25 protein-coding genes are annotated in these 23332 nt (G+C 62.5%); 12 read left to right on the top strand and 13 right to left on the bottom strand.

Annotated features, from left to right (window positions below; translation table 11 throughout):
* Positions 1-55 precede the first annotated feature (55 nt).
* On the bottom strand, positions 56-640 hold the full coding sequence (locus tag IWW33_RS15285; protein ID WP_039603065.1) for a YajG family lipoprotein: 585 nt from the start codon (positions 638-640) through the stop codon (positions 56-58).
* Between the two features lie 204 nt (positions 641-844).
* Here IWW33_RS15285 and IWW33_RS15280 point away from each other — a divergent pair, with 204 nt between their 5' ends.
* Together IWW33_RS15280 and mqo are read left to right on the top strand one after the other, a co-directional pair.
* Positions 845-1078 carry a hypothetical protein gene (locus IWW33_RS15280; protein ID WP_174141583.1) on the top strand — a complete coding sequence of 78 codons (234 nt, stop codon included), beginning with the start codon at positions 845-847 and terminating at the stop codon, positions 1076-1078.
* A 604-nt stretch (positions 1079-1682) separates the two neighbouring features.
* A complete protein-coding gene (gene mqo / locus IWW33_RS15275; RefSeq protein WP_196914294.1) occupies positions 1683-3188 on the top strand; it encodes a malate dehydrogenase (quinone) in 1506 nt (501 codons plus the stop codon).
* Positions 3189-3298: 110 nt separating this feature from the next.
* Here mqo and IWW33_RS15270 read toward each other — a convergent pair whose 3' ends face one another.
* The 4 genes from IWW33_RS15270 to IWW33_RS15255 all read right to left on the bottom strand — a co-directional run bounded on the left by IWW33_RS15270 (position 3299) and on the right by IWW33_RS15255 (position 5214).
* On the bottom strand, positions 3299-3589 hold the full coding sequence (locus IWW33_RS15270; RefSeq protein ID WP_119687769.1) for a PA4642 family protein: 291 nt from the start codon (positions 3587-3589) through the stop codon (positions 3299-3301).
* A gap of 67 nt (positions 3590-3656) precedes the next feature.
* Positions 3657-4127 carry a hypothetical protein gene (locus tag IWW33_RS15265; protein ID WP_046784550.1) on the bottom strand — a complete coding sequence of 157 codons (471 nt, stop codon included), beginning with the start codon at positions 4125-4127 and terminating at the stop codon, positions 3657-3659.
* A gap of 53 nt (positions 4128-4180) precedes the next feature.
* Positions 4181-4654: a WbuC family cupin fold metalloprotein gene (locus tag IWW33_RS15260; RefSeq protein ID WP_046784551.1), complete on the bottom strand. Its 474-nt coding sequence runs from the start codon at positions 4652-4654 to the stop codon at positions 4181-4183.
* Between the two features lie 2 nt (positions 4655-4656).
* A complete protein-coding gene (locus IWW33_RS15255; protein WP_012316248.1) occupies positions 4657-5214 on the bottom strand; it encodes a hypoxanthine-guanine phosphoribosyltransferase in 558 nt (185 codons plus the stop codon).
* A gap of 160 nt (positions 5215-5374) precedes the next feature.
* Here IWW33_RS15255 and upp point away from each other — a divergent pair, with 160 nt between their 5' ends.
* Together upp and IWW33_RS15245 are read left to right on the top strand one after the other, a co-directional pair.
* Positions 5375-6013 carry a uracil phosphoribosyltransferase gene (gene upp, locus IWW33_RS15250; RefSeq protein WP_011532223.1) on the top strand — a complete coding sequence of 213 codons (639 nt, stop codon included), beginning with the start codon at positions 5375-5377 and terminating at the stop codon, positions 6011-6013.
* Between the two features lie 2 nt (positions 6014-6015).
* Positions 6016-7281: a uracil-xanthine permease family protein gene (locus IWW33_RS15245; protein ID WP_115273869.1), complete on the top strand. Its 1266-nt coding sequence runs from the start codon at positions 6016-6018 to the stop codon at positions 7279-7281.
* A 45-nt stretch (positions 7282-7326) separates the two neighbouring features.
* Here IWW33_RS15245 and hemH read toward each other — a convergent pair whose 3' ends face one another.
* Positions 7327-8340 (bottom strand): ferrochelatase, encoded by a 1014-nt coding sequence (hemH, locus tag IWW33_RS15240; RefSeq protein ID WP_174141585.1) that lies wholly within the window; start codon positions 8338-8340, stop codon positions 7327-7329.
* A gap of 13 nt (positions 8341-8353) precedes the next feature.
* A complete protein-coding gene (locus tag IWW33_RS15235) occupies positions 8354-9259 on the bottom strand; it encodes a TIGR01777 family oxidoreductase (protein WP_174141586.1) in 906 nt (301 codons plus the stop codon).
* A 186-nt stretch (positions 9260-9445) separates the two neighbouring features.
* On the opposite strand from IWW33_RS15235, the gene IWW33_RS15230 reads away from it, so the two are divergent.
* The 5 genes from IWW33_RS15230 to IWW33_RS15210 all read left to right on the top strand — a co-directional run bounded on the left by IWW33_RS15230 (position 9446) and on the right by IWW33_RS15210 (position 14522).
* Positions 9446-10432 (top strand): NAD(P)/FAD-dependent oxidoreductase, encoded by a 987-nt coding sequence (locus IWW33_RS15230; RefSeq protein WP_115273868.1) that lies wholly within the window; start codon positions 9446-9448, stop codon positions 10430-10432.
* A 106-nt stretch (positions 10433-10538) separates the two neighbouring features.
* Complete coding sequence (locus IWW33_RS15225; protein WP_115275490.1) at positions 10539-11507, top strand: DUF523 and DUF1722 domain-containing protein; 969 nt, start codon at positions 10539-10541, stop codon at positions 11505-11507.
* Complete coding sequence (locus tag IWW33_RS15220) at positions 11497-12378, top strand: MerR family transcriptional regulator (protein WP_119687772.1); 882 nt, start codon at positions 11497-11499, stop codon at positions 12376-12378. Before IWW33_RS15225 ends, IWW33_RS15220 begins: the two co-directional genes overlap by 11 nt.
* 6 nt (positions 12379-12384) lie before the next feature.
* A complete protein-coding gene (phrB, locus tag IWW33_RS15215; RefSeq protein ID WP_174141587.1) occupies positions 12385-13806 on the top strand; it encodes a deoxyribodipyrimidine photo-lyase in 1422 nt (473 codons plus the stop codon).
* A 17-nt stretch (positions 13807-13823) separates the two neighbouring features.
* On the top strand, positions 13824-14522 hold the full coding sequence (locus tag IWW33_RS15210; protein ID WP_174141588.1) for an SDR family NAD(P)-dependent oxidoreductase: 699 nt from the start codon (positions 13824-13826) through the stop codon (positions 14520-14522).
* Between the two features lie 60 nt (positions 14523-14582).
* Here IWW33_RS15210 and IWW33_RS15205 read toward each other — a convergent pair whose 3' ends face one another.
* From IWW33_RS15205 to hemA, 6 genes are all read right to left on the bottom strand, one after another.
* Positions 14583-15101, bottom strand: coding sequence for an acyloxyacyl hydrolase (locus IWW33_RS15205; RefSeq protein ID WP_012316258.1), 519 nt, complete (start codon positions 15099-15101; stop codon positions 14583-14585).
* Positions 15102-15206: 105 nt separating this feature from the next.
* Positions 15207-16004 carry a glutamate racemase gene (gene murI, locus IWW33_RS15200; protein WP_174141589.1) on the bottom strand — a complete coding sequence of 266 codons (798 nt, stop codon included), beginning with the start codon at positions 16002-16004 and terminating at the stop codon, positions 15207-15209.
* Positions 15997-16752 (bottom strand): molybdopterin-synthase adenylyltransferase MoeB, encoded by a 756-nt coding sequence (locus IWW33_RS15195; RefSeq protein WP_012316260.1) that lies wholly within the window; start codon positions 16750-16752, stop codon positions 15997-15999. Before IWW33_RS15195 ends, murI begins: the two co-directional genes overlap by 8 nt.
* Positions 16746-17576: a peptide chain release factor N(5)-glutamine methyltransferase gene (gene prmC, locus IWW33_RS15190; RefSeq protein WP_174141590.1), complete on the bottom strand. Its 831-nt coding sequence runs from the start codon at positions 17574-17576 to the stop codon at positions 16746-16748. Before prmC ends, IWW33_RS15195 begins: the two co-directional genes overlap by 7 nt.
* Positions 17576-18658, bottom strand: a complete 1083-nt coding sequence (gene prfA, locus IWW33_RS15185) for a peptide chain release factor 1 (protein WP_115273862.1) — start codon at positions 18656-18658, stop codon at positions 17576-17578. The genes prmC and prfA overlap by 1 nt, the downstream gene beginning before the upstream one ends.
* On the bottom strand, positions 18655-19932 hold the full coding sequence (gene hemA / locus IWW33_RS15180; RefSeq protein ID WP_012316263.1) for a glutamyl-tRNA reductase: 1278 nt from the start codon (positions 19930-19932) through the stop codon (positions 18655-18657). The genes prfA and hemA overlap by 4 nt, the downstream gene beginning before the upstream one ends.
* 188 nt (positions 19933-20120) lie before the next feature.
* Between hemA and IWW33_RS15175 the strand changes: the two genes are divergently transcribed.
* Genes IWW33_RS15175 through ispE form a run of 3 tightly spaced genes read left to right on the top strand, consistent with a single transcriptional unit; the run spans position 20121 to position 23319 of the window.
* The gene (locus IWW33_RS15175) at positions 20121-21833 is read left to right on the top strand and encodes a tetratricopeptide repeat protein (RefSeq protein WP_115273861.1); all 1713 of its coding nucleotides are present in this window, start codon (positions 20121-20123) and stop codon (positions 21831-21833) included.
* Positions 21834-21837: 4 nt separating this feature from the next.
* On the top strand, positions 21838-22455 hold the full coding sequence (gene lolB, locus IWW33_RS15170; RefSeq protein ID WP_046784565.1) for a lipoprotein insertase outer membrane protein LolB: 618 nt from the start codon (positions 21838-21840) through the stop codon (positions 22453-22455).
* 3 nt (positions 22456-22458) lie between these two features.
* On the top strand, positions 22459-23319 hold the full coding sequence (gene ispE, locus IWW33_RS15165; protein ID WP_115273860.1) for a 4-(cytidine 5'-diphospho)-2-C-methyl-D-erythritol kinase: 861 nt from the start codon (positions 22459-22461) through the stop codon (positions 23317-23319).
* Positions 23320-23332 lie beyond the last annotated feature (13 nt).

Below are 23332 nucleotides of genomic sequence, written 5' to 3'. Positions count from 1 at the left end.
AAAACCCGCTGCCTGGCACGCAGGCAGCGGGTTTGATCTCGGTACAGCGAAAAGCTTATTCGCCCAGCACCTGGCCGATGGTCGGGTCTTTGAACAGGCGGGTCAACGCATCGCTCAACACATCCCCCACCAGCTTGGTGTTGGTTTCCTGGTTGGGCGCCATGCCGAAGCGCTGGTCCAACGAGGCGCCGTAACGGCCGCTGTAACGGCGGTTGGCGTTCGACACATCAGCACGGAAGGTGGCGCCGATGGTGGCCTCGGTCACGTACAGGTTTTCCTTGGGCGACTGGTACTTCAATTCGGCCAGGGTCACGGTCAGTTGCGGCGCGTTGGAGGCGTTGGCCGAAGGGGTGAAGCCCAACAGGCGTACGGCCGCCTCGGCCTGAGCCTGCAGCTTGGGCACGATGTCATTGCCATTGACGCTGATGGTGCTGGTCTCGGGGTACATGCCACCACGAGTGCCCAGGGACTGCGAAGCCCGGCCGTCCACCACCTTGACCACCACCGGCTGGCCGTGGCCGACCGGGGCGAGCTGGGCGTTGAGCTTGGGTTGCGGGCTGAGTTGTTGCGGGCTGTGGGCACAACCGACCAGGCTCAGGCTGGCCACGGCAAGCAAACCGAACAACAGACGTTGCAACATGCGTGTTTCTCCAGAAAAAGCGGCAAAGGCCCACAGTATACCTAGCGGCACGCTACAAGCGGCAAGCTACAAGTAAAAGCAGACCGCACGGGGCGCAGGCGTCTTCTTGAGGCTTGCCGGTTGAAGCCAGGCCCTTCTGTCACACGCGGTTCATGGTCCTGCTGTTATCTTCGCTGCAAGCCCTAACACACAGGACTCGACACCATGGCCTCGCTCTGGACCCTGCTCTTCCAACGCCCGCGCCACAATACCTATGCACGCCTCGATGGCGAGGGCAACTGCCTGGGATTCAAGCAATGCAGCCAGCCACCATGCAGCAACGGCTGGGTGCAGGTCAAAGAAATCCAGCTTGCCTGGCTGGGCCGCCCGCTGCCCGCCAACGCCCGGGTTTGCGCCCATGCAAGCGGCCATTGGCAGCGGCGCACCCTGCCCGCCTGACAAACGCTGCAATAAAAAGCACGAATAACGACCTTTCTGCCCGCGACATCGTTATAATCTCCCCCCGATTATAAGGACGTCTCCTGATCGGGCCCCGCATTTGCCGTTTGACCCCGGCACCTTCACCGCTTCGCCCACAGAGAGCCTTCCACTCAGGTCTTGCATCGGCTGTCGTGCCTGCTTTTCCGGGCCTTCGCACTGCATGAACCTGCGGGTTGCCATCGCGCAGTCCCCTTTTGAGGTTCACGTCTCCAAAAGAGCGTGAAAAAAACGGTTTTCACAACTTCACGAGAGTGTGGCGAGCAAATGAACAGTCTGGCATGTGCAATAGCGACAGATGTGTCCCGAACAGCCCTGAACAGGCGGCTGATACGCTCATTTCACATGGGTGTCTGAAACCGCTCCATAACGCACGCACGACACCTTGACCATAAGTCGAATTGCCGCACCTGTGGCAAACGGCGTTCAATAGACGAACCCGAAGACTGATTTGGCGGTGTCCGCGGAAGTTGCAAGAACTGCGAAGAGTCGGACATGGCGATCCTGGCACACCTGGGGTCCTATGCTGTCAATTAGGTAGCTGTAGATTGTGGAGACGCGTTAAATGGCGCAGAACGAATCGGTTGATGTAGTACTGGTAGGCGCGGGCATCATGAGTGCCACCCTGGCCGTACTGCTCAAGGAGCTCGACCCGACCCTGAAGCTTGAGGTCGTCGAGGCGATGGACTCCGGGGCCGCGGAAAGCTCCAACCCCTGGAACAACGCAGGCACCGGCCATGCCGGCCTGTGCGAGCTGAACTACACGCCCCAGGCCGCCGATGGCAGCATCGACATCAAGAAGGCCGTGCACATCAATGCCCAGTTCGAGGTCTCGCGCCAGTTCTGGGCTTACCTGAGCAAAAAAGGCAATTTCGGCCCGGCCCGTGCCTTCATCAACCCTGTCCCGCACCTGAGCTACGTCGAAGGTGACAAGGGTGTTTCCTTCCTCAAGAAGCGTTTCGAGCTGCTCAAGCAGCACCATGCCTTCGCCGAGATGGAATACACCGAAGACAAGGCGGTGATGAATGAGTGGATGCCGCTGATGATGCCCGGCCGCCCGGCCGACCAGCACATCGCCGCCACCCGCGTGACCAAAGGTACCGACGTCAACTTCGGCGCACTGACCAACAAGCTGCTCAAGCTGCTGGGCGACTCGCAGAATGCGCAGGTCAAGTACAGCAAGAAGGTCGTCGGCCTGCGCCGTAACGGCGCTGGCTGGACCGTCAGCATCAAGGACGTCAACAGCGGCGGCAGCCGTGAAGTGGACGCCCGCTTCGTGTTCCTCGGCGCCGGCGGCGCGGCACTGCCGCTGCTGCAACTGTCCGGCATCCCGGAGAGCAAAGGCTTCGGCGGCTTCCCGGTAAGCGGCCAGTGGCTGCGTTGCGACAACCCGGAAATCGTCAAGCAGCACCAGGCCAAGGTCTACAGCCAGGCCGCCGTTGGCGCGCCGCCGATGTCGGTGCCGCACCTGGACACCCGCGTGGTGGACGGCAAGACATCGCTGCTGTTCGGCCCGTACGCAGGCTTTACCACCAAGTTCCTCAAGCACGGCTCGCTGATGGACCTGCCACTGTCGGTGCGCATGGGCAACATCGGCCCGATGCTGGCCGTGGCCCGCGACAACATGGACCTGACCAAGTACCTGGTCAGCGAAGTGATGCAGTCGATGGAACAGCGCCTCGAGTCGCTGCGCCGCTTCTATCCGCAGGCCAAGGCTGAAGACTGGCGCCTGGAAGTGGCTGGCCAGCGCGTGCAGATCATCAAGAAGGACCCGAAAAAAGGCGGCATCCTGCAGTTCGGTACTGAGTTGGTGTCGGCACAGGACGGCAGTATCGCGGCACTGCTCGGCGCATCCCCTGGTGCGTCGGTGACCGTGTCGATCATGCTTGAACTGATCGAGCGCTGCTTCCCCGAGCAGGCCAAGGGCGCCTGGGCTGCCAAGCTCAAGGAAATCTTCCCGGCTCGCGAGAAGACCCTGGCCACCGATGCAGCCCTGTACCACAAGATCAGTGCCGACAACGATGAGGCGCTGGACCTGGTAGAGAACAGCCCGGCCAAGCACTACGCCTAACGCCCCTCGGGGTAATGCCAGTCAGGTAGGCGATCCAGGGCCGCTTTGCGGCCCTGATAACGCTAACTGACTGGCAATGCCCCTAGCGCGTTTTTTCTGGCGGGGATCTATCAGGCCCGGGCTTTTTCGATGATCTCGATGTATTCAGCCGCATTGCGCTGGTCGGCGATCACTTCGACGAAGGTCTTGCCCTGTTCGTCTTTGCCGTCCAGGTCCAGCCCGGCTTCGACGAAGAACCCTACGAAGCGCTCGAAATCGTCGACACGCAGGCCGCGGTAAGCCTTGATCAGCTTGTGCTGAGAAGGCGAAGTCACACCATCTGCAGGCTCAAACTGGAGAAACGACTTGATGTAGTCGTCGCTGATTTCGTCACCAATCACCTGCTTCTTGTCTTTGCGCATTGCCGGCTCCAACTGGACCATCACGAATTTCGAAGGCCGGCAGTTTACCCCCCACACGCGGCACGCCTCAACGCGTACGTACGGTACCGGTGTGCAAGTCGGCCCAGACATGGCCGTTGGAGTAGGTCAGAAACTGCACATACAGCGTCTCGTTGCGCAGCAGGTCCATGATCACGCGGTAGTCGCTGACCGGGTAGTTCAGGCTCAACGTGCGGGTCTTGTCGTCATACACAGGCTTTTTCAGGCTCTTGCCCGCCTCGCCATCGAAGGTGAGCAACACCTGGCTGATCGTCGCACCTTTACTCAACGGCTTGCCTTTGAGGCGCATCTGCAAGGAGGCGGTGATCGGAATTGGCTGTTGATCAGATGGGCGCTGCGCCCCAACCACTACCGAGTAGTCGGTTACCTGCAACAGTTGCTGGCCTGTCGGCGCTTCCTGGCGCAGGGCCTGGTCATCGGGCGGGAGAAACTGGCTGTGCAGCGGTGCGGCGGCAAGAGGCAGGCTGACTGCCAGCAACAGGGGAACGATCGCTCGCATGTAAGGCTCCTTGGCATGAAGGAGCACTCTAGCATGCTGCACAACGGGGGCTGTCAATCGAACTGCGCGAGCATCCAGGCATGATACCGGGCAACACCCTCTTCGCCTTCACGCGGCGCCCAAGGGGCATGCTCGCCGTCGGCCAACTGCCGGTACGGGCCGGCCTTGCACTCGAACAGAATGCTGTCTGCCTCGAGCACCACCAGGGAATGGAAGAGGCCCGGGCGCAGGTCCACGCCAAGGCACTCGCCACCGGCTTCAAGGACGCGCTTGTCGATCACTGCGCCCTGCTCATCGAACATGAGCAGCCCCAAGCGGCCTTTGAGCGCCAACAAAGTCTCGGCCTTGTCCTCGCTCAGGTGCCGGTGAGGCGCAATATAGGTGGACGGCTGCAAGCCCACTGCCAAGCGGTGACAGGGGTCTTGCATCTCATGGAAATTGTGATGGTAGCGACCACGCGGTGCGTCGGCGGCTTTCTGCGCCAGCCCGGCAAACAACGCTTGGTCGATGAAAGCAGGCTGGCTCATGATCAAAGTCCCTTGACGGCGAAGATGCCGTTCGCGTTACGCCAGTAACCCTTATAGTCCATGCCGTAACCAAAGATATAGCGATCGATGCAAGGCAGGCCGACGTAGCTGGCCTTGAGGTCCGGGCTGGCCTTGCGGTCATGGTCTTTGTCGATCAGCACCGCAGTGTGCACCGAACGGGCGCCGGCATGTTTGCAGAACTCGATGATGGCGCTGAGGGTGTGACCCTCGTCGAGGATATCGTCGACGATCAGCACGTCACGGTCGATGAACGACACTTCAGGCTTGGCCTTCCAGAACAGCTCACCGCCACTTGTCTGGTTGCGGTAGCGCGTGGCATGCAGGTACGAGGCCTCCAGCGGGAACTGCAGGTGGGTCAGCAGCTTGCCAGCGAAGATCAGGCCGCCGTTCATTACACAGAACACCACCGGGTTCTTGTCGTGCAGGTCCTTGCAGATCTGCTCGCCAACCTTGGCAATGGCCGCTTCGACTTCGGCTTCGTTGTAAAGGCAGTCTGCCTCGCGCATGACTTGACGGATGTGCTCGAGATCAGCGGACATTGCGCTCTCCAGGGGGGATTTTGGAAAAGCGGGCAAAGGTACGCATCCGCTCGTCACAGATCAAGCATTTATGGACTAACGTGCAAAAGGACTGCACGACAGCAAAGGCTGAATAGATTAATCTAGCGCGGTTTTTTTGCCCGCCTTTCGGAGCCCCCCTATGCCCACTCGTGAGATCCGCCACCCGCTGATCCGCCACAAGCTCGGCCTGATGCGCCGTGCCGACATCAGCACCAAGAACTTTCGCGAACTCGCCCAGGAAGTCGGCGCGCTACTGACCTACGAAGCCACCCAGGACCTGCCACTGGAAACCTACGAGATCGATGGCTGGTGTGGCAAGGTGCAAGTTGAAAAAATCGCTGGCAAGAAGATCACCGTGGTACCGATCCTGCGCGCCGGCATCGGCATGCTTGACGGCGTGCTCAGCCTGATCCCGGGCGCGAAGGTCAGTGCCGTGGGTGTCGCACGCAACGAGGAGACCCTCGAAGCACACACCTACCTGGAAAAGCTCGCCCCGGACATCAACCAGCGCCTGGCGCTGATCATCGACCCGATGCTTGCCACCGGCGGCTCGATGGTCGCCACCATCGACCTGCTGAAGAAGGCAGGCTGCAAGGAAATCCGCGCCATGGTGCTGGTTGCAGCGCCTGAAGGCATCGAAGTGGTGGAGAAAGCCCACCCGGACGTCCAGATCTACACCGCCTCGATCGACCAGCGCCTCAACGAACACGGCTATATCGTTCCGGGCCTGGGCGACGCCGGTGACAAGATCTTCGGCACCAAGCAGAAGGACGCCTGACCATGCAGGACGGCTTCAACGACCCGCTATGGCGCCAGGTCGTTTCGGGCGCGCAGATGCTCTTCGTGGCATTTGGCGCGCTGGTGCTGATGCCGCTGATCACCGGCCTGGACCCTAACGTCGCGCTGTTCACCGCGGGTATCGGCACCCTGCTGTTCCAGCTGGTCACCGGCCGTCAGGTCCCGGTATTCCTGGCCTCGAGCTTTGCCTTCATTACTCCGATCATCCTCGCCAAAGGCCAGTTCGGCCTGGCCGAGACCATGGGCGGCGTGATGGCCGCAGGCTTCGTGTACACCTTCATGGGCCTGATGGTGAAGATCAAAGGCACCGGCTTCATCGACCGCATGCTGCCACCCGTGGTGATCGGCCCGGTGATCATCTCCATCGGCCTGGCCATGGCACCGATCGCGGCCAACATGGCCATGGGCAAGGGCGGTGACGGCGCGGTACTGATGCCGTACAAGACCGCCATGCTGATTTCCATGCCGGCGTTGCTCACCACCCTGATCGTCGCGGTATTTGGCAAAGGCATCTTCCGCCTGGTGCCGATCATTTCCGGGGTGCTGGTAGGGTTTGCCCTGGCGTTCGCCTTTGGCGTGGTCGATACCGCCAAGATTGCCGCCGCGCCTTGGCTTGAGATCCCTAATTTCACCGCACCAGCGTTCAACTGGCAGGCCATCCTGTTCATCGTACCGGTCGCCCTGGCCCCGGCGATCGAACATATCGGCGGGGTGATCGCAGTCGGCAGCGTGACCGGCCGCGACTACCTAAAGAAGCCTGGCCTGCACCGCACCCTGCTGGGTGACGGCCTGGCCACCACGGCAGCCGGCCTGTTCGGCGGCCCGCCCAATACCACGTATGCCGAAGTGACCGGCGCCGTGATGCTGACCAAGAACTACAACCCGAAGATCATGACCTGGGCGGCGGTCTTTGCCATCACCCTGGCCTTCATCGGCAAGTTCGGTGCGTTGTTGCAGAGCATCCCGGTGCCGGTGATGGGCGGCATCCTCTGCCTGCTGTTCGGTTCGATCGCGGCGGTGGGCATGAACACCATGATCCGCCACAAGATCGACCTGGGCGAAGCTCGCAACCTGGTGATCGTGTCGGTGACCCTGGTGTTCGGTATCGGCGGCGTGCTGATCGGCAGCGGCGACGGCCCTGATGATTGGGGCCTGAAGGGCATCGCCCTGTGCGCTATCGTGGCCATTGCCCTGAACCTGATCCTGCCGGGCAACGATGGCTGGAAAAAAGAGAAGCTGGACCTGTAGGAGCGGCCTTGCGTCGCGAAAGGGCCGCACAGCGGCCCCTTCAATTCAAGCCTTTTCACACATCTGCGCCAGCACCCTCACCCACTCCGGGTGATCATTCAGGCACGGCACCAGCACCAACTCTTCGCCCCCTGCCTCGATGAACTGCTCCTTGCCGCGATCGCCAATTTCCTCCAGCGTCTCGATGCAATCGGCCACGAATGCCGGGCACATCACCAGCAGCTTCTTCGCCCCGGCCTTGGCCAGTTCATCCAGACGCGTCTCGGTATAGGGTTCGATCCACTTGTCTCGGCCTAACCGCGACTGGAACGAGACAGACCACTTGCCGTCCGGGATGCCCATCCTGGTGGCGAACGCCTTGGCCGACGCCAGGCACTGCCCCCGGTAGCACACCGCCCGCACTTCGGCACTGGCGTCCTTGCAGCAGTCCGCTGCCCGCAAATCATGCTTGCTACCAGGCATGAGCTTCTTCAGGTGCCGCTCCGGCAAGCCATGGAAGCTCAACAACAGGTGGTCGTAGTCCTGCTCAAGATAGGGCCGTGCACTGGCCACCAGGGCATCGATGTATTCAGGGTGGTCGTAGAACGGTTGCAGCACACGCAACTGCAAAGGCAAGGCGCGTTCGGCGACAGTCTGGTTGGCCAGTGCCACTACCGTAGTCACCGTGCTGTCAGCGAATTGTGGATAAAGCGGCGCCAGTGTCACCTTGCGCACACCTTGAGCGGCGAGGCGCTCAAGCACCTGCGCCAGTGCTGGCTCGCCATAGCGCATGGCGATTTCCACCGGACCATGGGGCCAGTGCTCGACCATCGCGGCCTGCAAGCGACGCGTCAACACCACCAAGGGTGAGCCTTCGTCCCACCAGATCGAAGCATAGGCATGGGCAGACTGCTCTGGGCGCTTGATCAGGATCAGCGACACCAGCAAGCGCCGCACCGGCCATGGCAGGTCGACCACGTAAGGGTCCATCAGGAACTGGTTGAGGTAGCGGCGTACATCGGCTACCGAGGTGGAAGCCGGAGAACCCAGGTTGACCAGCAACAGAGCGTGATCGGTCATGCAGCGTCCTATGTCAGAGGCGCCTGGACAGGTTGTCCAGGGCCGATTGCAGATCGTTGTAACGGAACGTGAAGCCCGCGGCCAGCAAACGCACAGGGCGTGCCCGCTGCCCACCAAGCAACAACGTCGACAGCTCTCCGAGGCCCGCCTTCAGCAGCAGGCCAGGCACCGGCAGCAGCGCCGGCCGGTGCAGCGCCCGGCCCAGGCGCCGGGCGAATTCGCGGTTACGCACAGGCTCTGGCGCGCAGGCATTATAAGGACCGCTGGCGTCCTTGTGCCGCAAGAGAAAATCTATCAGGGCGACCTGGTCGTCTATATGCACCCAAGGCATCCATTGCCGCCCATTGCCCAGCGGGCCGCCCAGCCCCAGCTTGAACGGCAGGCGCAGGCGCGACAGGAAACCGCCATCGCTGGCCAGCACCAGCCCCGTGCGCACCAACACCACGCGCAGCCCAAGGGCCTGCGCACGTTGCGCTGTTTCCTCCCAGGCAATGCACAGCTGGCTGGCGAAATCCTCGCGCACCGGCGGCGATACCTCGGTCAATTCACGCTCACCGCCATCGCCATACCAGCCCACCGCAGAACCCGAAATCAGCACTTCGGGACGTTGCTCACGGGTACCGAGCCAGCCCAGCAATTGCTCGGTAAGGCTGATACGGCTGGCCCAAAGCACATTGCGCCGGGCGGCGGTCCAGGGCCGGTCGGCAATCGGCGCGCCAGCCAGGTTGATCACGGCGTCCACCGGCTCGTCAGCGGCCAGTTCCTCCAGCTGGGCAATCCCGCGCACCCCGCTGCCACAGAGGCGCGCAACCTGATCAGGGCGCCGGCTCCACACGGTCAGGCGATGACCCTGGGCGAGCCAGAACGGGCAAAGATGCTGGCCGATCAAGCCAGTGCCGCCTGTCAGCAATATATGCATGGCTGTGTCCTCACAGAGTGCGGCGATGGTCTATTTTTACAACAAGGCACTTTTTTAACCCAACGCTCTCAGATAAACATAGGCCAACCTGCCCTATGAAGCGGAATAACCTTATACAAATTTTAAGTATTGTACAGGTTTGCCTGACAGCGTAGTCTGCTTACAGCACGGTTCGAAGAGGCCATCATGACAGTACCTATTGCCATCATCGGTGCCGGTATCGCCGGCCTTTCCGCTGCCCAGGCCCTGCAAAAGGCCGGGCAGTCCGTTCACCTGTTCGACAAAGGCCACGGCAGTGGCGGGCGCATGGCCAGCAAACGCAGCGAGGCCGGTGCGCTAGATCTTGGTGCCCAATACTTCACTGCGCGCGACCGTCGCTTCGTCGAGCAGGTGCAGCAATGGGTAGCCGCCGGCTGGGCCGAACAATGGAAGCCGCAGCTGTACAACTACCGTGACGGCGAACTGACGCCCTCGCCCGACGAGCAGACGCGCTGGGTCGGCGTGCCGCGCATGAGCGCGATCACCCGCGGCATGCTCAAGGACGTCACGGTGAACTTCGGCTGCCGCATTGCCGAAGTGTTTCGCGGCAAGCAGTACTGGCACCTTCAGGATACCGAAGGCTGCAGCCATGGCCCATTCAGCCGCGTTGTGATCGCCGTCCCCGCGCCCCAGGCCACGCCGCTACTGGCGGCCACCCCAAAACTTGCCGCCGTGGCAGCGGGCGTGGTGATGGAGCCTACATGGGCCGTTGCTCTGGCCTTTCAGACACCGCTGGACACACCGATGCAGGGCTGCTTCGTGCAGGACAACCCGCTCGACTGGTTGGCACGCAACCGCAGCAAGCCAGGCCGCGATGAGCAGCTCGATACCTGGGTACTGCATGCCACTTCCACGTGGAGCAAGCAGCATATCGACCTGGCCAAGGAAGAAGTGATCGAGCAGTTGTGGGGAGAGTTCGCCGAATTGGTCGGCTGCGTGGTGCCTGCAGCGTCCTTCTCCGTGGCACATCGCTGGTTGTATGCACGGCCGGCCGGCAGTCACGAATGGGGCGCGCTGGCCGATGCCGACCAAGGGCTCTATGCCTGTGGCGACTGGTGCCTGTCGGGCCGCGTGGAAGGCGCCTGGCTCAGCGGTCAGGAGGCGGCACGACGCCTGCTGGAGCATCTCGACTAAACAAAACTGCATAACTATACAAAAATACTAGTTTGCATAAGTTTGTGGCTGTGCTGGAATAACCTTGTACACGCGCGAATCAATGTACAAGTTTTCGGAGACAGCCATGCACGATCCATCCGCCCACAGTAAGCCCCGCATTGCCATCAGCTCATGCCTGACAGGCCACAGTGTGCGCTACAACGGCGGGCACAAGTCGTCCGATCTGTGCCGCACCCAGCTGGAAGAACACTTCGACTGGCTACCGGTCTGCCCCGAAGTCGCCATCGGCCTTGGGGTGCCCCGCGACCCGATCCGGCTGGTCGGTGACCCCGAACACCCGGCCGTCGTCGGGACACGCAACCCTGGCATGGACGTCACCGGCCCGCTCGCCAGTTACGGCGAACAGATGGCCGCCGAGCTTGACGATATCTGTGGCTACATTTTCATGCAGAAGTCGCCGTCCTGCGGGCTGGAGCGGGTCAAGGTCTACCAGGATAACGGTCACCCGGCAGTACAGGGCGGCAGAGGTGCCTACGCAGCGGCTTTCTGTGCCCGTCGCCCGGACCTGCCGGTCGAGGAAGAGGGGCGCCTGCACGACCCGGTATTGCGCGAGAACTTCATCAGCCGCGTCTACGCCTACGCGGACTGGCAGCGCCTGCTGGCCGAGGGTTTGAGCCGTGGCGCACTGGTGCGCTTCCATTCACGCTACAAGTACCTGCTCATGGCCAACAACCCGCAGGCTTACCGACAGCTTGGGCGCCTGCTTGGCAGCATGAGCCGGGACGATGACCCTCAGGTGATCGGGCCCCGCTATTTCAGCCAGTTGATGCAGGCGCTGCGTCGCTGCGCCAGCCGCGGCACCCATGGCAACGTACTGCAGCACCTCAGTGGCTACTTCAAGGACGCGCTGACGCAGCAGGACAAGGCCGAGCTGCAACACATCATCGACCAGTACCAGCAAGGGGTCGTACCGCTGGTAGTTCCGCTGACCTTGCTCAAACACCATTTGCGCAAGCACCCTGACCCCTACCTGCAGCAACAGACCTACTTACAGCCGCACCCCGATAGCCTGGGGCTACGCAATGCAGTCTGAAGCGCCCATGCCCATCGGTGAACTGGCACGCCGCACCGGTGTGAATCCGGTAACCCTGCGTGCCTGGGAGCGGCGCTACGGGCTGCTGAAGCCGCAACGTACAGCCAAAGGCCACCGCTTGTATGGCCGCGACCAGGTCGAACGCGTCGAAGCGATCCTGGCCTGGCTGGAACGGGGCGCATCGGTCGGCCAGGTGCGCGAGCTGCTCGACAAGCCACCCGGCGTCGCTCCCCAAGGCGACTGGCAAACCCGCCAGCAACAGTTGATAGAGGCCATCGCCAACCTGTCCCAGCGCAGCCTCGACCAGCAACTCAATCAAGCCATGGCGCTGTATCCGGCCATCACCCTGTGCGAGAAATTGCTGCTGCCATTGCTCGATAGCCTGGGGCAACGTTGGTGCAATTACTTCAATGCCAGGCTCGAACAGGTGTTCTTCCACACTTGGCTGCGCAGCAAGCTGGGCGCACGGGTCTATCACGACAATCAATCACTGCACGGCCCGGCCGTGTTGCTGGCCGAAGACAGTGATCACGCCTTCGACCCCAGCCTTTGGCTATATGCCTGGCTGCTGAGCAGCAGCGGCATCCCTGTCGAAGTGCTTGAAAACCCCGTGAGCGGAGTGGAGTTGCAACGTGCCGTCACCGCCCTGCAACCTCGCGCCCTGCTGCTGCACCTGGGCCCGCGCATCGATGGCCGGGCCCTGCTGCGTACCCTGCAGGGGATAGCAGGCACCAAGCTGCTGGGCGGCGCCACGATTTCCCTCCACCAAGCTCAACTGCACGGCTTCGGTGTGCCCGAGCTTTTCCTGTTCGATACCCCGCAGGCGGCATTGCGCACGCTGCAAGGCAATGACCGCCCGCCTGTAGAGTAGATGCCCATGCAACTGATCTGGCTGCGCAGCGACCTGCGCGTCAACGACAACACCGCCCTGAGCGCCGCCTGTGAACGCGGCCCTACCGTGGCCTTGTGGCTTGCCAGCCCAGGCCAGTGGCAGGCGCATGACGACGCTGCCTGCAAGGTCGACTTCTGGCTGCGTAACCTGCGCGACCTGCGCCAGTCACTGGAGGGCCTCAATATTCCGTTGCTGGTCCGCAGGATCGACACCTGGGAGCAGGCGGCCCAAACGCTGCTCGATGTGTGCCGCCAGCACAACATCGAAGCGGTGCACTGGAACGATGAGTACGGCATCAACGAAAACAGCCGCGACCAGGCGACCCGCGCGTTACTGGAAGCCTCCGGCGTTCAGGCTCACAGCTACCTCGATCAGCTGTTGTTCCGCCCCGGCACCGTGCTGACCCGCAGTGGTGATTACTTCCAGGTCTTCAGTCAGTTCAAGAAAGTCTGCCTGGAGCACCTGCACCGAAGCCTGCCGTCACAAGCACCTCGGGTAAAGCGCCAGGCCCCCGTGGGTATCGCCAGCGACCCCATTCCCCAGCACATCGATGGCTTCGACAAACCATCGCGCACCCTGAGCGAATACTGGCCTGCGGGCGAGGACGAGGCACAAGCCCGACTGGCACGCTTCGTGGACGAAACCATCGAGGACTACCATCACCTGCGCGACCTGCCGGCAAAACCTGGCACCAGCCAACTGTCGGCCTACCTGGCGGCCGGGGTGGTCTCGCCCCGCCAGTGCCTGCACGCCGCACTGGCGAGCAACCGCGGCGAGTTCGACAGCGGTAGTACCGGCACCCAGACCTGGATCAACGAATTGCTCTGGCGCGAGTTCTACAAGCATATCCTGACCGGTTATCCACAGGTGTCACGCCACCGAGCATTCCGCACACACACCGAATCGCTGCCTTGGCGCGACGCCCCTGCCGAGCTTGAGGCCTGGGAACAGGGACGCACCGGGTTCCCTATCATTGACGCGGCCATGCGCCAGTTGCTGCACACCGGATGGATGCACAATCGCCTGCGCATGATCGTCGCCATGTTCCTTAGCAAGAACCTGCTGATCGACTGGCGCCTGGGCGAACGGCACTTCATGCGCCACCTGATCGACGGTGATCTGGCCGCTAACAATGGCGGCTGGCAGTGGAGCGCCTCCACAGGCACAGACGCGGTGCCGTACTTCCGTATTTTCAACCCCGTTTCGCAATCGCAACGCTTCGACCCACAGGGGCATTTCATTCGCCACTGGGTACCCGAGTTACGCGGGCTGGATGAAAAAAGTATCCATCTGCCTACGCAAAACAAGGATCTTTTCGCCGAAAATTCGTACCATCGTCCTATAGTTGACCTCAGTAGTAGCCGCCAGCGTGCGCTGGAGGCCTTCAAGGGGTTATCGCGCAGGTAGGGTGAGGGGTCCGCGTATTGAATCATCCGCGAATTTTCTGGGTTACGGGAGCAGGTAGTGGTCTGGGTTTGGCCTTGGTGGAGCAATTGCTCGGGCTAGGGCACCGGGTAGCGACAAGCGGGAAGGATTGCCAGGCGCTCGATACCTTGGCAGCACAGCACGGTAGCCGCCTGTTGCGCCTGCCATGGCAGTTGCATGACGAAGACCAGGCGGCCAGCGCCTGCCTTGAGCTTTGTCATGCCTGGGGCGCGCTGGACAGCCTGATCATCAATGCAGGGGCCACCGATTATCTGCCGAATGCGGTATCGGCCACAGACGTGTTCGAGACGATCGTAAGCAGTAACCAGCTGGCGGCCGAGCACTGCCTGGGCCAGGCTGTACCGTTGCTGTTGAAAGGCGAAAAGCCGCAGGTAATGGCAATCTTCAACCGTTATTCGGCCTTGCAGTTGTATGCGCCCACGCGCGTCACAGCAGGCTGGAACAACACACCGCAGTGGTTTCGCGAGGCGCGCCAGTCGCTGAAAAATCAGGGCATTGACCTGACGGTGGTGGCGCCACATTCGTTGAAGACACCGGTCACCTCAGCTATGGCATTTCCTGAAGACTGGACACCGCAGAGCGCCGCGCAGGAGCTGCTGCAACGCTTGCCACTGCGTGAGCCGGAGCTTGTACTGGAGGTCACGAACCTGAGTAGCTTGTGGCCATTGTCACGCTAAGTGATGAGGAAGCATTGCCACCCACTTCGCGGCCCCGCGAAATGGGTGGCAATGGCAAACTCAGAGTGCCATGCGGTAATGCAGGCTGTAGCTCTCGACCCCATCGTTGGGCTGCTTGATGCCGGCGTTGGAATAGTGGATTGCCCGCACGCCAATCTCATGGCCACCTGCAAAGCGCAGCCCGAAACCGATTCGGTCTTCGAACTGGAACGACGAACCCAATTCGTTGCTTTCAAGCTCAGTGCTGGCAAATGCAGCCACGCCGATGCCCGCCTCGATGTAGGGCTTCACTGACTCACCAGCGAACTCATAGACGAATACCGGTGCGAAAGACAGGCTGTGGTTGCTCGCCGTCTCGTCGCCGTCCCAATAGGTGTAAGCCCCATCCCAATAACCGGTCAGCCGACCGACGCTCGTCTGCCACCAGCTGGCATCCCAGTTGGACTGAAGGCCCAGGCGGTAAACCTGGGTGGAGTCACCCGTCTGCCCTACCGATAACGAAACATCGGCAGCTTGCACTACCGCGATCTGTCCCAAAGTGACGGCGGCAGCCGCCGCCAAGCCGAGCAGTTTCCTCATGAGAAACATCCTTCTTTCCAATGCTGTTGTAAGTGTTCGCCTCATGGCAGGCAAAAAATAGAAATCAGGAGTGGGACGATAGTTCAGCTTTTTTTCACGTTTTTTTTACAACTGAAAACTTTGCACACTGCCCGACTTGTTCCACAGCACAGGGAGGATGTTTTCCAAAGATCGCGGATCGGCACTGGTCCAGAATGCAGCTTCGCGTGCCGGCCCCTCGGCCAGTAGTTCGCGCGCGGCCAGTAACCGTTGCAGTTGGCGCGCCACCGCCGCACCGGTATCGATGATAGCGACGTCGGCGGGCACCATCCCGGCCAGCAACGGGCGCAGGAACGGGTAATGGGTACACCCGAGAATCAGCGTATCGCAACCTGCCGCAAGCAAGGGCTGCAAGTAACCAAGCAACAGCTGGCGCAATTGCAGGCTGCCAAGGTCACCCGTCTCGATCAGCTCGACCAGCCCAGGGCAAGGCTGGGTGACCACGCGCACATCGTTGGCGAAGCGGTCGAGCAAGGCGGCGAACTTGGCGCTCTGCAAGGTGCCGGTAGTGGCCAGAACACCGACCACGCCGGAACGGGTGGCAGCAGCAGCAGGCTTCACCGCCGGCTCCATGCCTACCAGCGGCCAGTCCGGATAAAGCTCACGCAGGTCGGCAACTGCTGCCACGGTAGCGGTGTTACAGGCCAGCACCATCGCCTTGGCACCCTGCGCCTGGAAAAACTCGGCAATGCGCCGGCAGCGCTGGCGGATGTAGTCGGGGGTTTTCTCGCCATACGGCACATGCCCGCAATCGGCCACATAGAGCAGCGACTCGCTGGGCAGCAAGCGCTGGATCTCGGCCAGGACCGACAAACCGCCGACCCCGGAGTCCATCACGCCGACCGGTGCCGAGGGCTCAGCCATCGCGTTTGCCACATACCGCACAAGCCGGGTCACGCTTGACCCGCAGTTCACGCAGGCGCGTGCCCAGTGCGTCGATCAGCAGCAAGCGGCCCACCAGCGGCTCGCCAAAACAAGCCAGCAGTTTCATGGCTTCCAGCGCCTGCAGGCTGCCGACCAACCCAACCAGCGGGCCAATCACTCCGGCTTCGCTGCAGGTCAGCTCGTCTTCGCTGCCATGGCCATACAGGCAATGGTAGCAAGGGCTGTAATCGCGCCGAGGGTCGAACACCGACAGCTGCCCTTCGAGGCGGATGGCTGCACCACTGACCAGCGGCTTGCCGTGGGCGAAGCAAGCTGCGTTGACCGCCTCCCGGGTACCAAAGTTGTCGGAACAGTCCAGCACCAGGTCGACGGCCGCCACTGCAGCGGCCAGGGAGTCTTCATCCAGCGCCTGACGATGGGCGACCAAGGTAATTTCAGGATTGATGGCCTCAAGCCGTTGCAGCGCCGAGTCCACCTTGCTCATGCCAACGCTGCCACTGTCATGGATGACCTGGCGCTGCAGGTTGGTCAGGTCGACGGTATCGAAATCAGCCAGGTGCAGCTCACCTACACCGGCTGCTGCCAGGTAGAGCGCCACCGGTGAGCCCAGACCACCCAGCCCGATGATCAGCGCCTTGCTCTGCTTGAGGCGCAACTGGCCTTCGATGTCCACCTGTGCCAACAAAATCTGCCGGCTGTAACGCAACAATTCCTGATCGGTCAGCATGGCAAGCGCCCCAGGGAAATACGTTCATGACCGCCCAGGTCCTTGCGGCTGGCCACCTCGATGAAGCCTTGCCCGGTCAGCAGCGCGCGCACGGCAGGTGCCTGGTCGTAGCCGTGTTCGAGCAGCAGCCAGCCACCGGGCAGCAGATGCGCCGGCGCCTGGCCAACGATCAGCCGCAGGTCGTCCAGGCCATCGGCCCCGGCCACCAGTGCACTGCTGGGTTCGAAGCGCACATCACCGGCAGCCAGGTGCGGGTCTTCGGCAGCGATGTACGGCGGGTTGCTGAGGATCAGGTCGAAACGTTCAGCGTCCAAGGCACTGAACCAGTGGCTGGTGAGCACCTTGACGTTGCCCAGGCCCAAGCGCTGACGATTACGCTCAGCGAGCGCTACCGCTTCCTCGACCCGGTCCAGCGCCGTGACCTGCCAGGCCGGGCATTCGCTGGCCAAGGCCAGCGCTATCGCGCCGGTTCCGGTGCCCAGGTCGAGCACCTTGGCGGGCGTTGCAGGCTGCAACTCAAGCGCCGTCTCGACCAGAAGCTCGGTATCAGGGCGTGGGATCAACGTGTGGGGTGCCACTTCCAGGTCGAGTTTCCAGAAGCCCTGTTGGCCCAGAATGTAGGCAACCGGCTCACCGCCGCGGCGCCGATGCAGGTAGCCCGCGTAGGTCTGCGCATCCTCGCTGCTGACGATGCGTTCAGGCCATGTGTGCAGGTAGCTGCGCGACTTGCCGATGGCTGCCGCCAGCAGCAGTTCGGCGTCCAGGCGTGCGGTGGGCGAATCCGGCAGTTGCGCGTTGCGCAGCAGGCTGGCAATGATGGTCATCAGTCCCCCAATGCCGCCAGCTGATCAGCCTGGTATTCGGCCAGCAACGGTTCGATCACCGCGTCAACGCCCCCGGCAAGGATATCGTCGAGGGAATACAGGGTCAGGTTGATACGGTGATCGGTCACCCGCCCCTGTGGATAATTGTAGGTACGGATGCGCTCTGAGCGGTCGCCCGAACCTACCAGCAGTTTACGCTCGCTGGCGATGGCATTCTGCGCGGCGCTGGTCTGCATGTCATTGAGCTTGGCCGACAGCCAGGACATGGCTCGGGCCCGGTTCTTGTGCTGCGAACGCTCCTCCTGGCACTCCACCACGATGCCGGTAGGCAAGTGCGTGATGCGGATGGCCGAGTCGGTCTTGTTGACGTGCTGGCCGCCGGCGCCGGATGCGCGGTAGGTGTCCACGCGCAAATCAGCCGGGTTGATCTCGATTGCCACCTGTTCATCCGGCTCGGGCAGTACCGCGACGGTGCACGCCGAGGTGTGGATACGGCCCTGCGATTCGGTTTCAGGCACCCGCTGCACGCGGTGCGCGCCAGACTCGAACTTGAGCTTGCCGTAAACGCTGTCGCCTTCGACGCGGGCGATGATCTCTTTATAGCCGCCGTGCTCGCCCTCGTTCTCGGAAAGAATCTCGAGGCGCCAGCCACGCCGTTCGGCATAGCGCGAATACATGCGGAACAGATCGCCCGAGAAGATGGCCGCCTCGTCGCCACCGGTGCCGGCGCGAATTTCGAGGAACACGTTGCGCCCGTCATTGGGGTCTTTGGGCAACAGCATGCGTTGCAGCTGCGACTCCAGCACCACCAGCTGCTCCTTGGCTTCGCGCACTTCCTCCACGGCCATTTCGCGCATATCGGGGTCGGCGTCCTTGAGCAGCGCCTGGGCGCCTTCGAGGTCGTCCTGCACCTTGCGCCACTCTTTATAGGCGCCGATCACCGGCTCCACTTCAGCGTATTCGCGAGAATAGGCGCGAAAGCGCGCCTGGTCGGAAATGACTTCGGCATCACCGAGCAAGGCGGTGAGTTCCTCGAAGCGGTCCTGGAGCGTGTCCAGTTTGTTCAGCAGCGACGCTTTCATTGCAAGGATTTGTCCGTCGAGCCCTCGTTGAGGGCAAAGAGTTCCTGGGCCATGGCCAGCGCATCGAGGCGGCCCTCGGCCGAGAGCTTTTTCAGCTGCACGCTGGGCGCATGCAGGAGTTTGTTGGTCAGCCCCCGGGCCAGTTGCGCCAGTACGTCCTCGGGGTTGCCACCGTTGGCCAGCAGACGCTGGGCCTTTTGCAGTTCTTCGTCGCGCAGGCGCTCGCTTTGCTGGCGATAGGCGCGCAACACGTCGACCGCGGCCAGTTCGCGCAGGCGCACCATGAAGTCTTCGGCGCCCACCGAGACCAGCTCTTCGGCCGCCTGGGCTGCGCCCTGGCGGCTCTTGAGGTTTTCCGCGACCACTTCGTGCAGGTCATCGACGGTATACAAGTACACGTCGTCGAGCTCCCCTACCTCCGGCTCGATGTCGCGCGGCACGGCGATGTCGACCATGAAGATCGGCTTGTGCCGGCGCTGCTTCAGCGCGCTTTCCACCGCGCCCTTGCCCAGGATGGGCAACTGGCTGGCGGTGGAGCTGATGACGATGTCGCTGTGCGCCAGCTCTTGTGGGATATCGGCCAGCAGCACGGCGTGAGCACCGAACTGCTCGGCCAGCAGGCTGGCCCGCTCCAGTGTACGGTTGGCCACGACGATACGGCGCACGCCCTGCTCATGCAGGTGGCGGGCAACCAGAGTGATGGTTTCACCGGCGCCGATCAGCAGCGCCTGGCTGCGGCCCAGGTCGCTGAAGATCTGCCGCGCCAGGCTTACCGCAGCAAACGCCACCGACACCGGGTTCTCGCCGATCGCGGTGTCGGTACGCACCTGCTTGGCGGCGCTGAAGGTGGCCTGGAACAGGCGCCCAAGCAGCGGGCCGACGGTGCCAGCCTCGCGCGCCACGGCATAGGCCGACTTCATCTGGCCGAGGATCTGCGGTTCGCCAAGCACCAGTGAGTCGAGGCCCGAGGCCACGCGCATCATGTGCCTGACGGCATCATGCTCTTCATGGATATAGGCGCTGGCCCGCAGTTCATCTAGGCTCAGGCGGTGATAATCGGCCAGCCACTGCAGGACCGCCTCGGCGGACAGCTGATCCTGCTCTATATAGAGCTCGCTGCGGTTGCAGGTCGACAGGATCGCCGCTTCACGGCTGGCGGTCAGTCGGCAGAGCTGCTGCAGGGCGTCGACCAGCTGCTCTGGGGTAAACGCCACGCGCTCGCGTACGTCTACCGAGGCAGTCTTATGGTTGATACCAAGTGCAAGAAAGGCCATGCAAGGTCGCTGGTTGTGACGAGAAGCCGATAATTGTCCTCTTTCGCAGGTTTTAGAACAACCACCGTTCGCTATTGTCCCTATATACCAAGAGCATCACTGTAAACCGCGACCTTCGCGTGTGGGTTTGCCCCCGCGCTTGTGTCATCATGCTCCGACCGCCGGTAAGTCCTTCTAAGCCTCTTTATATGAACAGACCCTACGCACTGCTGCTTGCCTTCGCCCTGCTCCAGGGCTGCCAGAGCCTGGCCCCGCAAAAGGCCGAGCCTCCCGTTGCCGAAGCCGGCAAGGCCGAGCCCGTGGTGTATGGGTCGTTCAAGCAGGACACGCTCTACAGCCTGCTGGTGGCCGAGCTGGCCGGCCAGCGCAACCGGTTTGATATCGCCCTGGCCAACTACACCGACCAGGCCGAGAAAACCCAGGACCCGGGCGTGTCCGAGCGTGCCTACCGCATCGCCGAGTACCTCGGCGCCGACGAGCCGGCCCTGGATAGCGCTTTGATCTGGGCCCGCAACGACCCGCAGAACCTCGACGCCCAGCGCGCCGCGGCCATCCAGCTGGCCCGCGCAGGCCGCTATGACGACTCCATGACCTATATGGAGAAGGTGCTGCAGGGCCAGGGCGACACGCACTTCGACTTCCTCGCCCTGTCGGCCGCAGAGACCGACCAGAGCACCCGCGACGGTCTGATGCAGAGTTTCGACCGCCTGCTGGTCAAGTACCCCGACAACAGCCAGCTGGTGTTCGGCAAGGCCCTGCTGCTGAACCAGGACGGCAAGGCCGAAGAAGCCCTCGAACTGCTTGAATCACACCCGGCACAAAATGGCGAGATAGCCCCGACCCTGCTTCGTGCCCGCCTGCTCCAGGCCCTGGACCGCGGCCCGGAAGCCCTGCCGCTGCTGCGCGGGGCGATCCGAGACAACCCGGACGACAAGCGCCTGCGCCTGACCTATGCGCGCACCCTGGTCGAACAGGACCGCATTGCCGACGCCAAGGCCGAGTTCATCAGCCTGGTCCAGCAATACCCCGACGACGACGAGCTACGTTACTCGCTGGCGCTGGTATGCCTGGAGAACAAGGACTGGGACGAAGCCGAGAGCTACCTGCGTGAGCTGATCGAGCGCGACAGCAACGTCGACGCCGCCCACCTGAACCTGGGCCGCATCGCCGAAGAACGCCACGACCCGGCCGGCGCCCTGCGCGAATACGCACTGGTCGGCCCGGGCCCCGACTACCTGCCTGCACAATTGCGTCAGTCCGACATCCTCATCGCCAATGGTCGCGGCACCGAAGCGTCACGCCAGCTCGCCGAGGCGCGCGAGGCGCAGCCGGAACTCGCCATCCAGCTTTACCTGATCGAGTCGGAAAGCTACAGCAACAACAACAAGGACGCCCAGGCCAACCAAGTGCTGCAGCAGGCCATTCAGCGCTACCCGGACGACCTCAACCTGCTTTACACCCGCGCCATGCTGGCCGAAAAGCGTGACGACCTGCCGCAGATGGAAAAAGACCTGCGCGCCATCATCGCCCGCGAACCGGAAAACGCCATGGCGCTGAACGCCCTGGGCTATACCTTGGCTGACCGCACGACCCGTTACGCTGAAGCCAAGGCCCTGATCGAAAAGGCCTATCAGCTGACCCCGGACGACCCGGCAATCCTCGACAGCATGGGCTGGGTCGCCTATCGCCTGGGCAACCTCGAAGAGGCCGAGCGTTACCTGCGCCAGGCCCTGGAGCGCTTCCCCGACCATGAAGTGGCTGCTCACCTGGGCGAGGTTCTGTGGGCCAACGGCAAGCGCCGTGAAGCTCGCCAGGTCTGGGCCAAGGCCTTCGAGGCCCAGCCCGACAGCCCTATCCTGCGCAAGACCGTCTTGCGCCTGACCGGATCCGAGACCCTTTAACGCCATGTTTTTGCGCCATTGCATCACCTTTACCCTGATCGCCCTGCTGGCCGGCTGTGCCGGCTTCGGTAGCCGGGAGGCCCTGCAGGGCCACGGCGACCCACAGCAGTGGCGCGCCCATAAAGAGCAACTGAGTAGCCTTGACGGCTGGCAGATCAACGGCAAGGTCGGCATCCGCGCCCCGCGCGACTCCGGCAGTGGCACGCTGTTCTGGTTGCAGCGCCAGGACTATTACGACATCCGTCTGGCCGGCCCGCTGGGCCGAGGCGCAGCACGCCTGACCGGCCGCCCCGGCGGCGTGGTACTGGAAGTGGCCAATCAGGGCCGCTACGAAGCCGCCAGCCCCGAAGCGTTGCTGGAAGAACAGCTGGGCTGGCAATTGCCGGTGTCGCACCTGGTCTGGTGGGTGCGTGGCCTGCCCGCCCCCGACAGCAAGAGCAAGCTGACCCTCGATGGCGACAGCCGCTTGGCCAGCCTGGATCAGGACGGCTGGCAGGTGCAGTACCTGAGCTACACCGAACAGAACGGTTACTGGCTGCCCGAGCGCCTGAAGCTGCACGGCAAGGACCTCGACGTGACCCTGGTGGTCAAGGACTGGCAGCCACGCCAGCTGGGGCGCTGACCGATGCACAGGCTCACCCTGCCCGCCCCGGCCAAGCTCAACCTGTGGCTGCACATCATCGGCCGCCGCCCGGACGGTTACCACGAACTGGAAACCGTCTTCCAGTTCCTCGATCACGGCGACGAGCTGACTTTCGCCCTGCGTGAAGACGGCGCGATCCGCCTGCACACCGAGATCGAAGCGGTGCCCCACGACAGCAACCTGATCGTGCGCGCCGCGCGCAAGCTGCAGGAACAGTCCGGCACCGGCCTTGGCGCCGATATATGGCTGACCAAGGTGCTGCCCATGGGCGGCGGCATCGGCGGCGGCAGTTCGGATGCAGCGACCACACTGCTGGCGCTGACGCACTTGTGGCAACTGGATTGGGACGAAGATCGCCTGGCTGCCCTGGGCCTGACACTGGGTGCCGACGTGCCGGTGTTCGTGCGTGGCCATGCAGCATTCGCCCAAGGAGTGGGTGAGCAACTGACGCCGGTCGACCCGGCCGAACCCTGGTACGTCGTGCTGGTGCCGCAAGTGTCTGTCAGCACAGTAGAAATTTTTTCACATCCACAGTTGACACGTGATTCCCTCCCCCTTAAGATGCGCCCCGTTCCCGAGGGAAACAGTCGAAATGACTGCCAACCGGTGGTAGAGCAGAGTTACCCGGAAGTTCACAACGCGTTGAATTCACTGGGTAAATTCACTGAAGCTCGATTAACCGGCACTGGAAGTTGTGTGTTTGGGGCCTTCCCAAGCAAAGCCGAAGCTGATAAAGTTCTGGCCCTTCTTTCAGCGACCCAAACAGGGTTTGTGGCGAAAGGAAGCAATGTTTCGATGTTGCATCGTAAGCTGCAAAGTCTGGTCAAGAAGTCGAGTGCCTAGCGCTCGCAGCAAC

Source organism: Pseudomonas sp. M2 (genome assembly GCF_015751845.1).
Taxonomy (GTDB): Bacteria; Pseudomonadota; Gammaproteobacteria; order Pseudomonadales; family Pseudomonadaceae; genus Aquipseudomonas; species Aquipseudomonas putida_E.
Note: the sequence above shows the minus strand (reverse complement) of the source record. Positions and strands in the feature narration are given on the sequence as shown.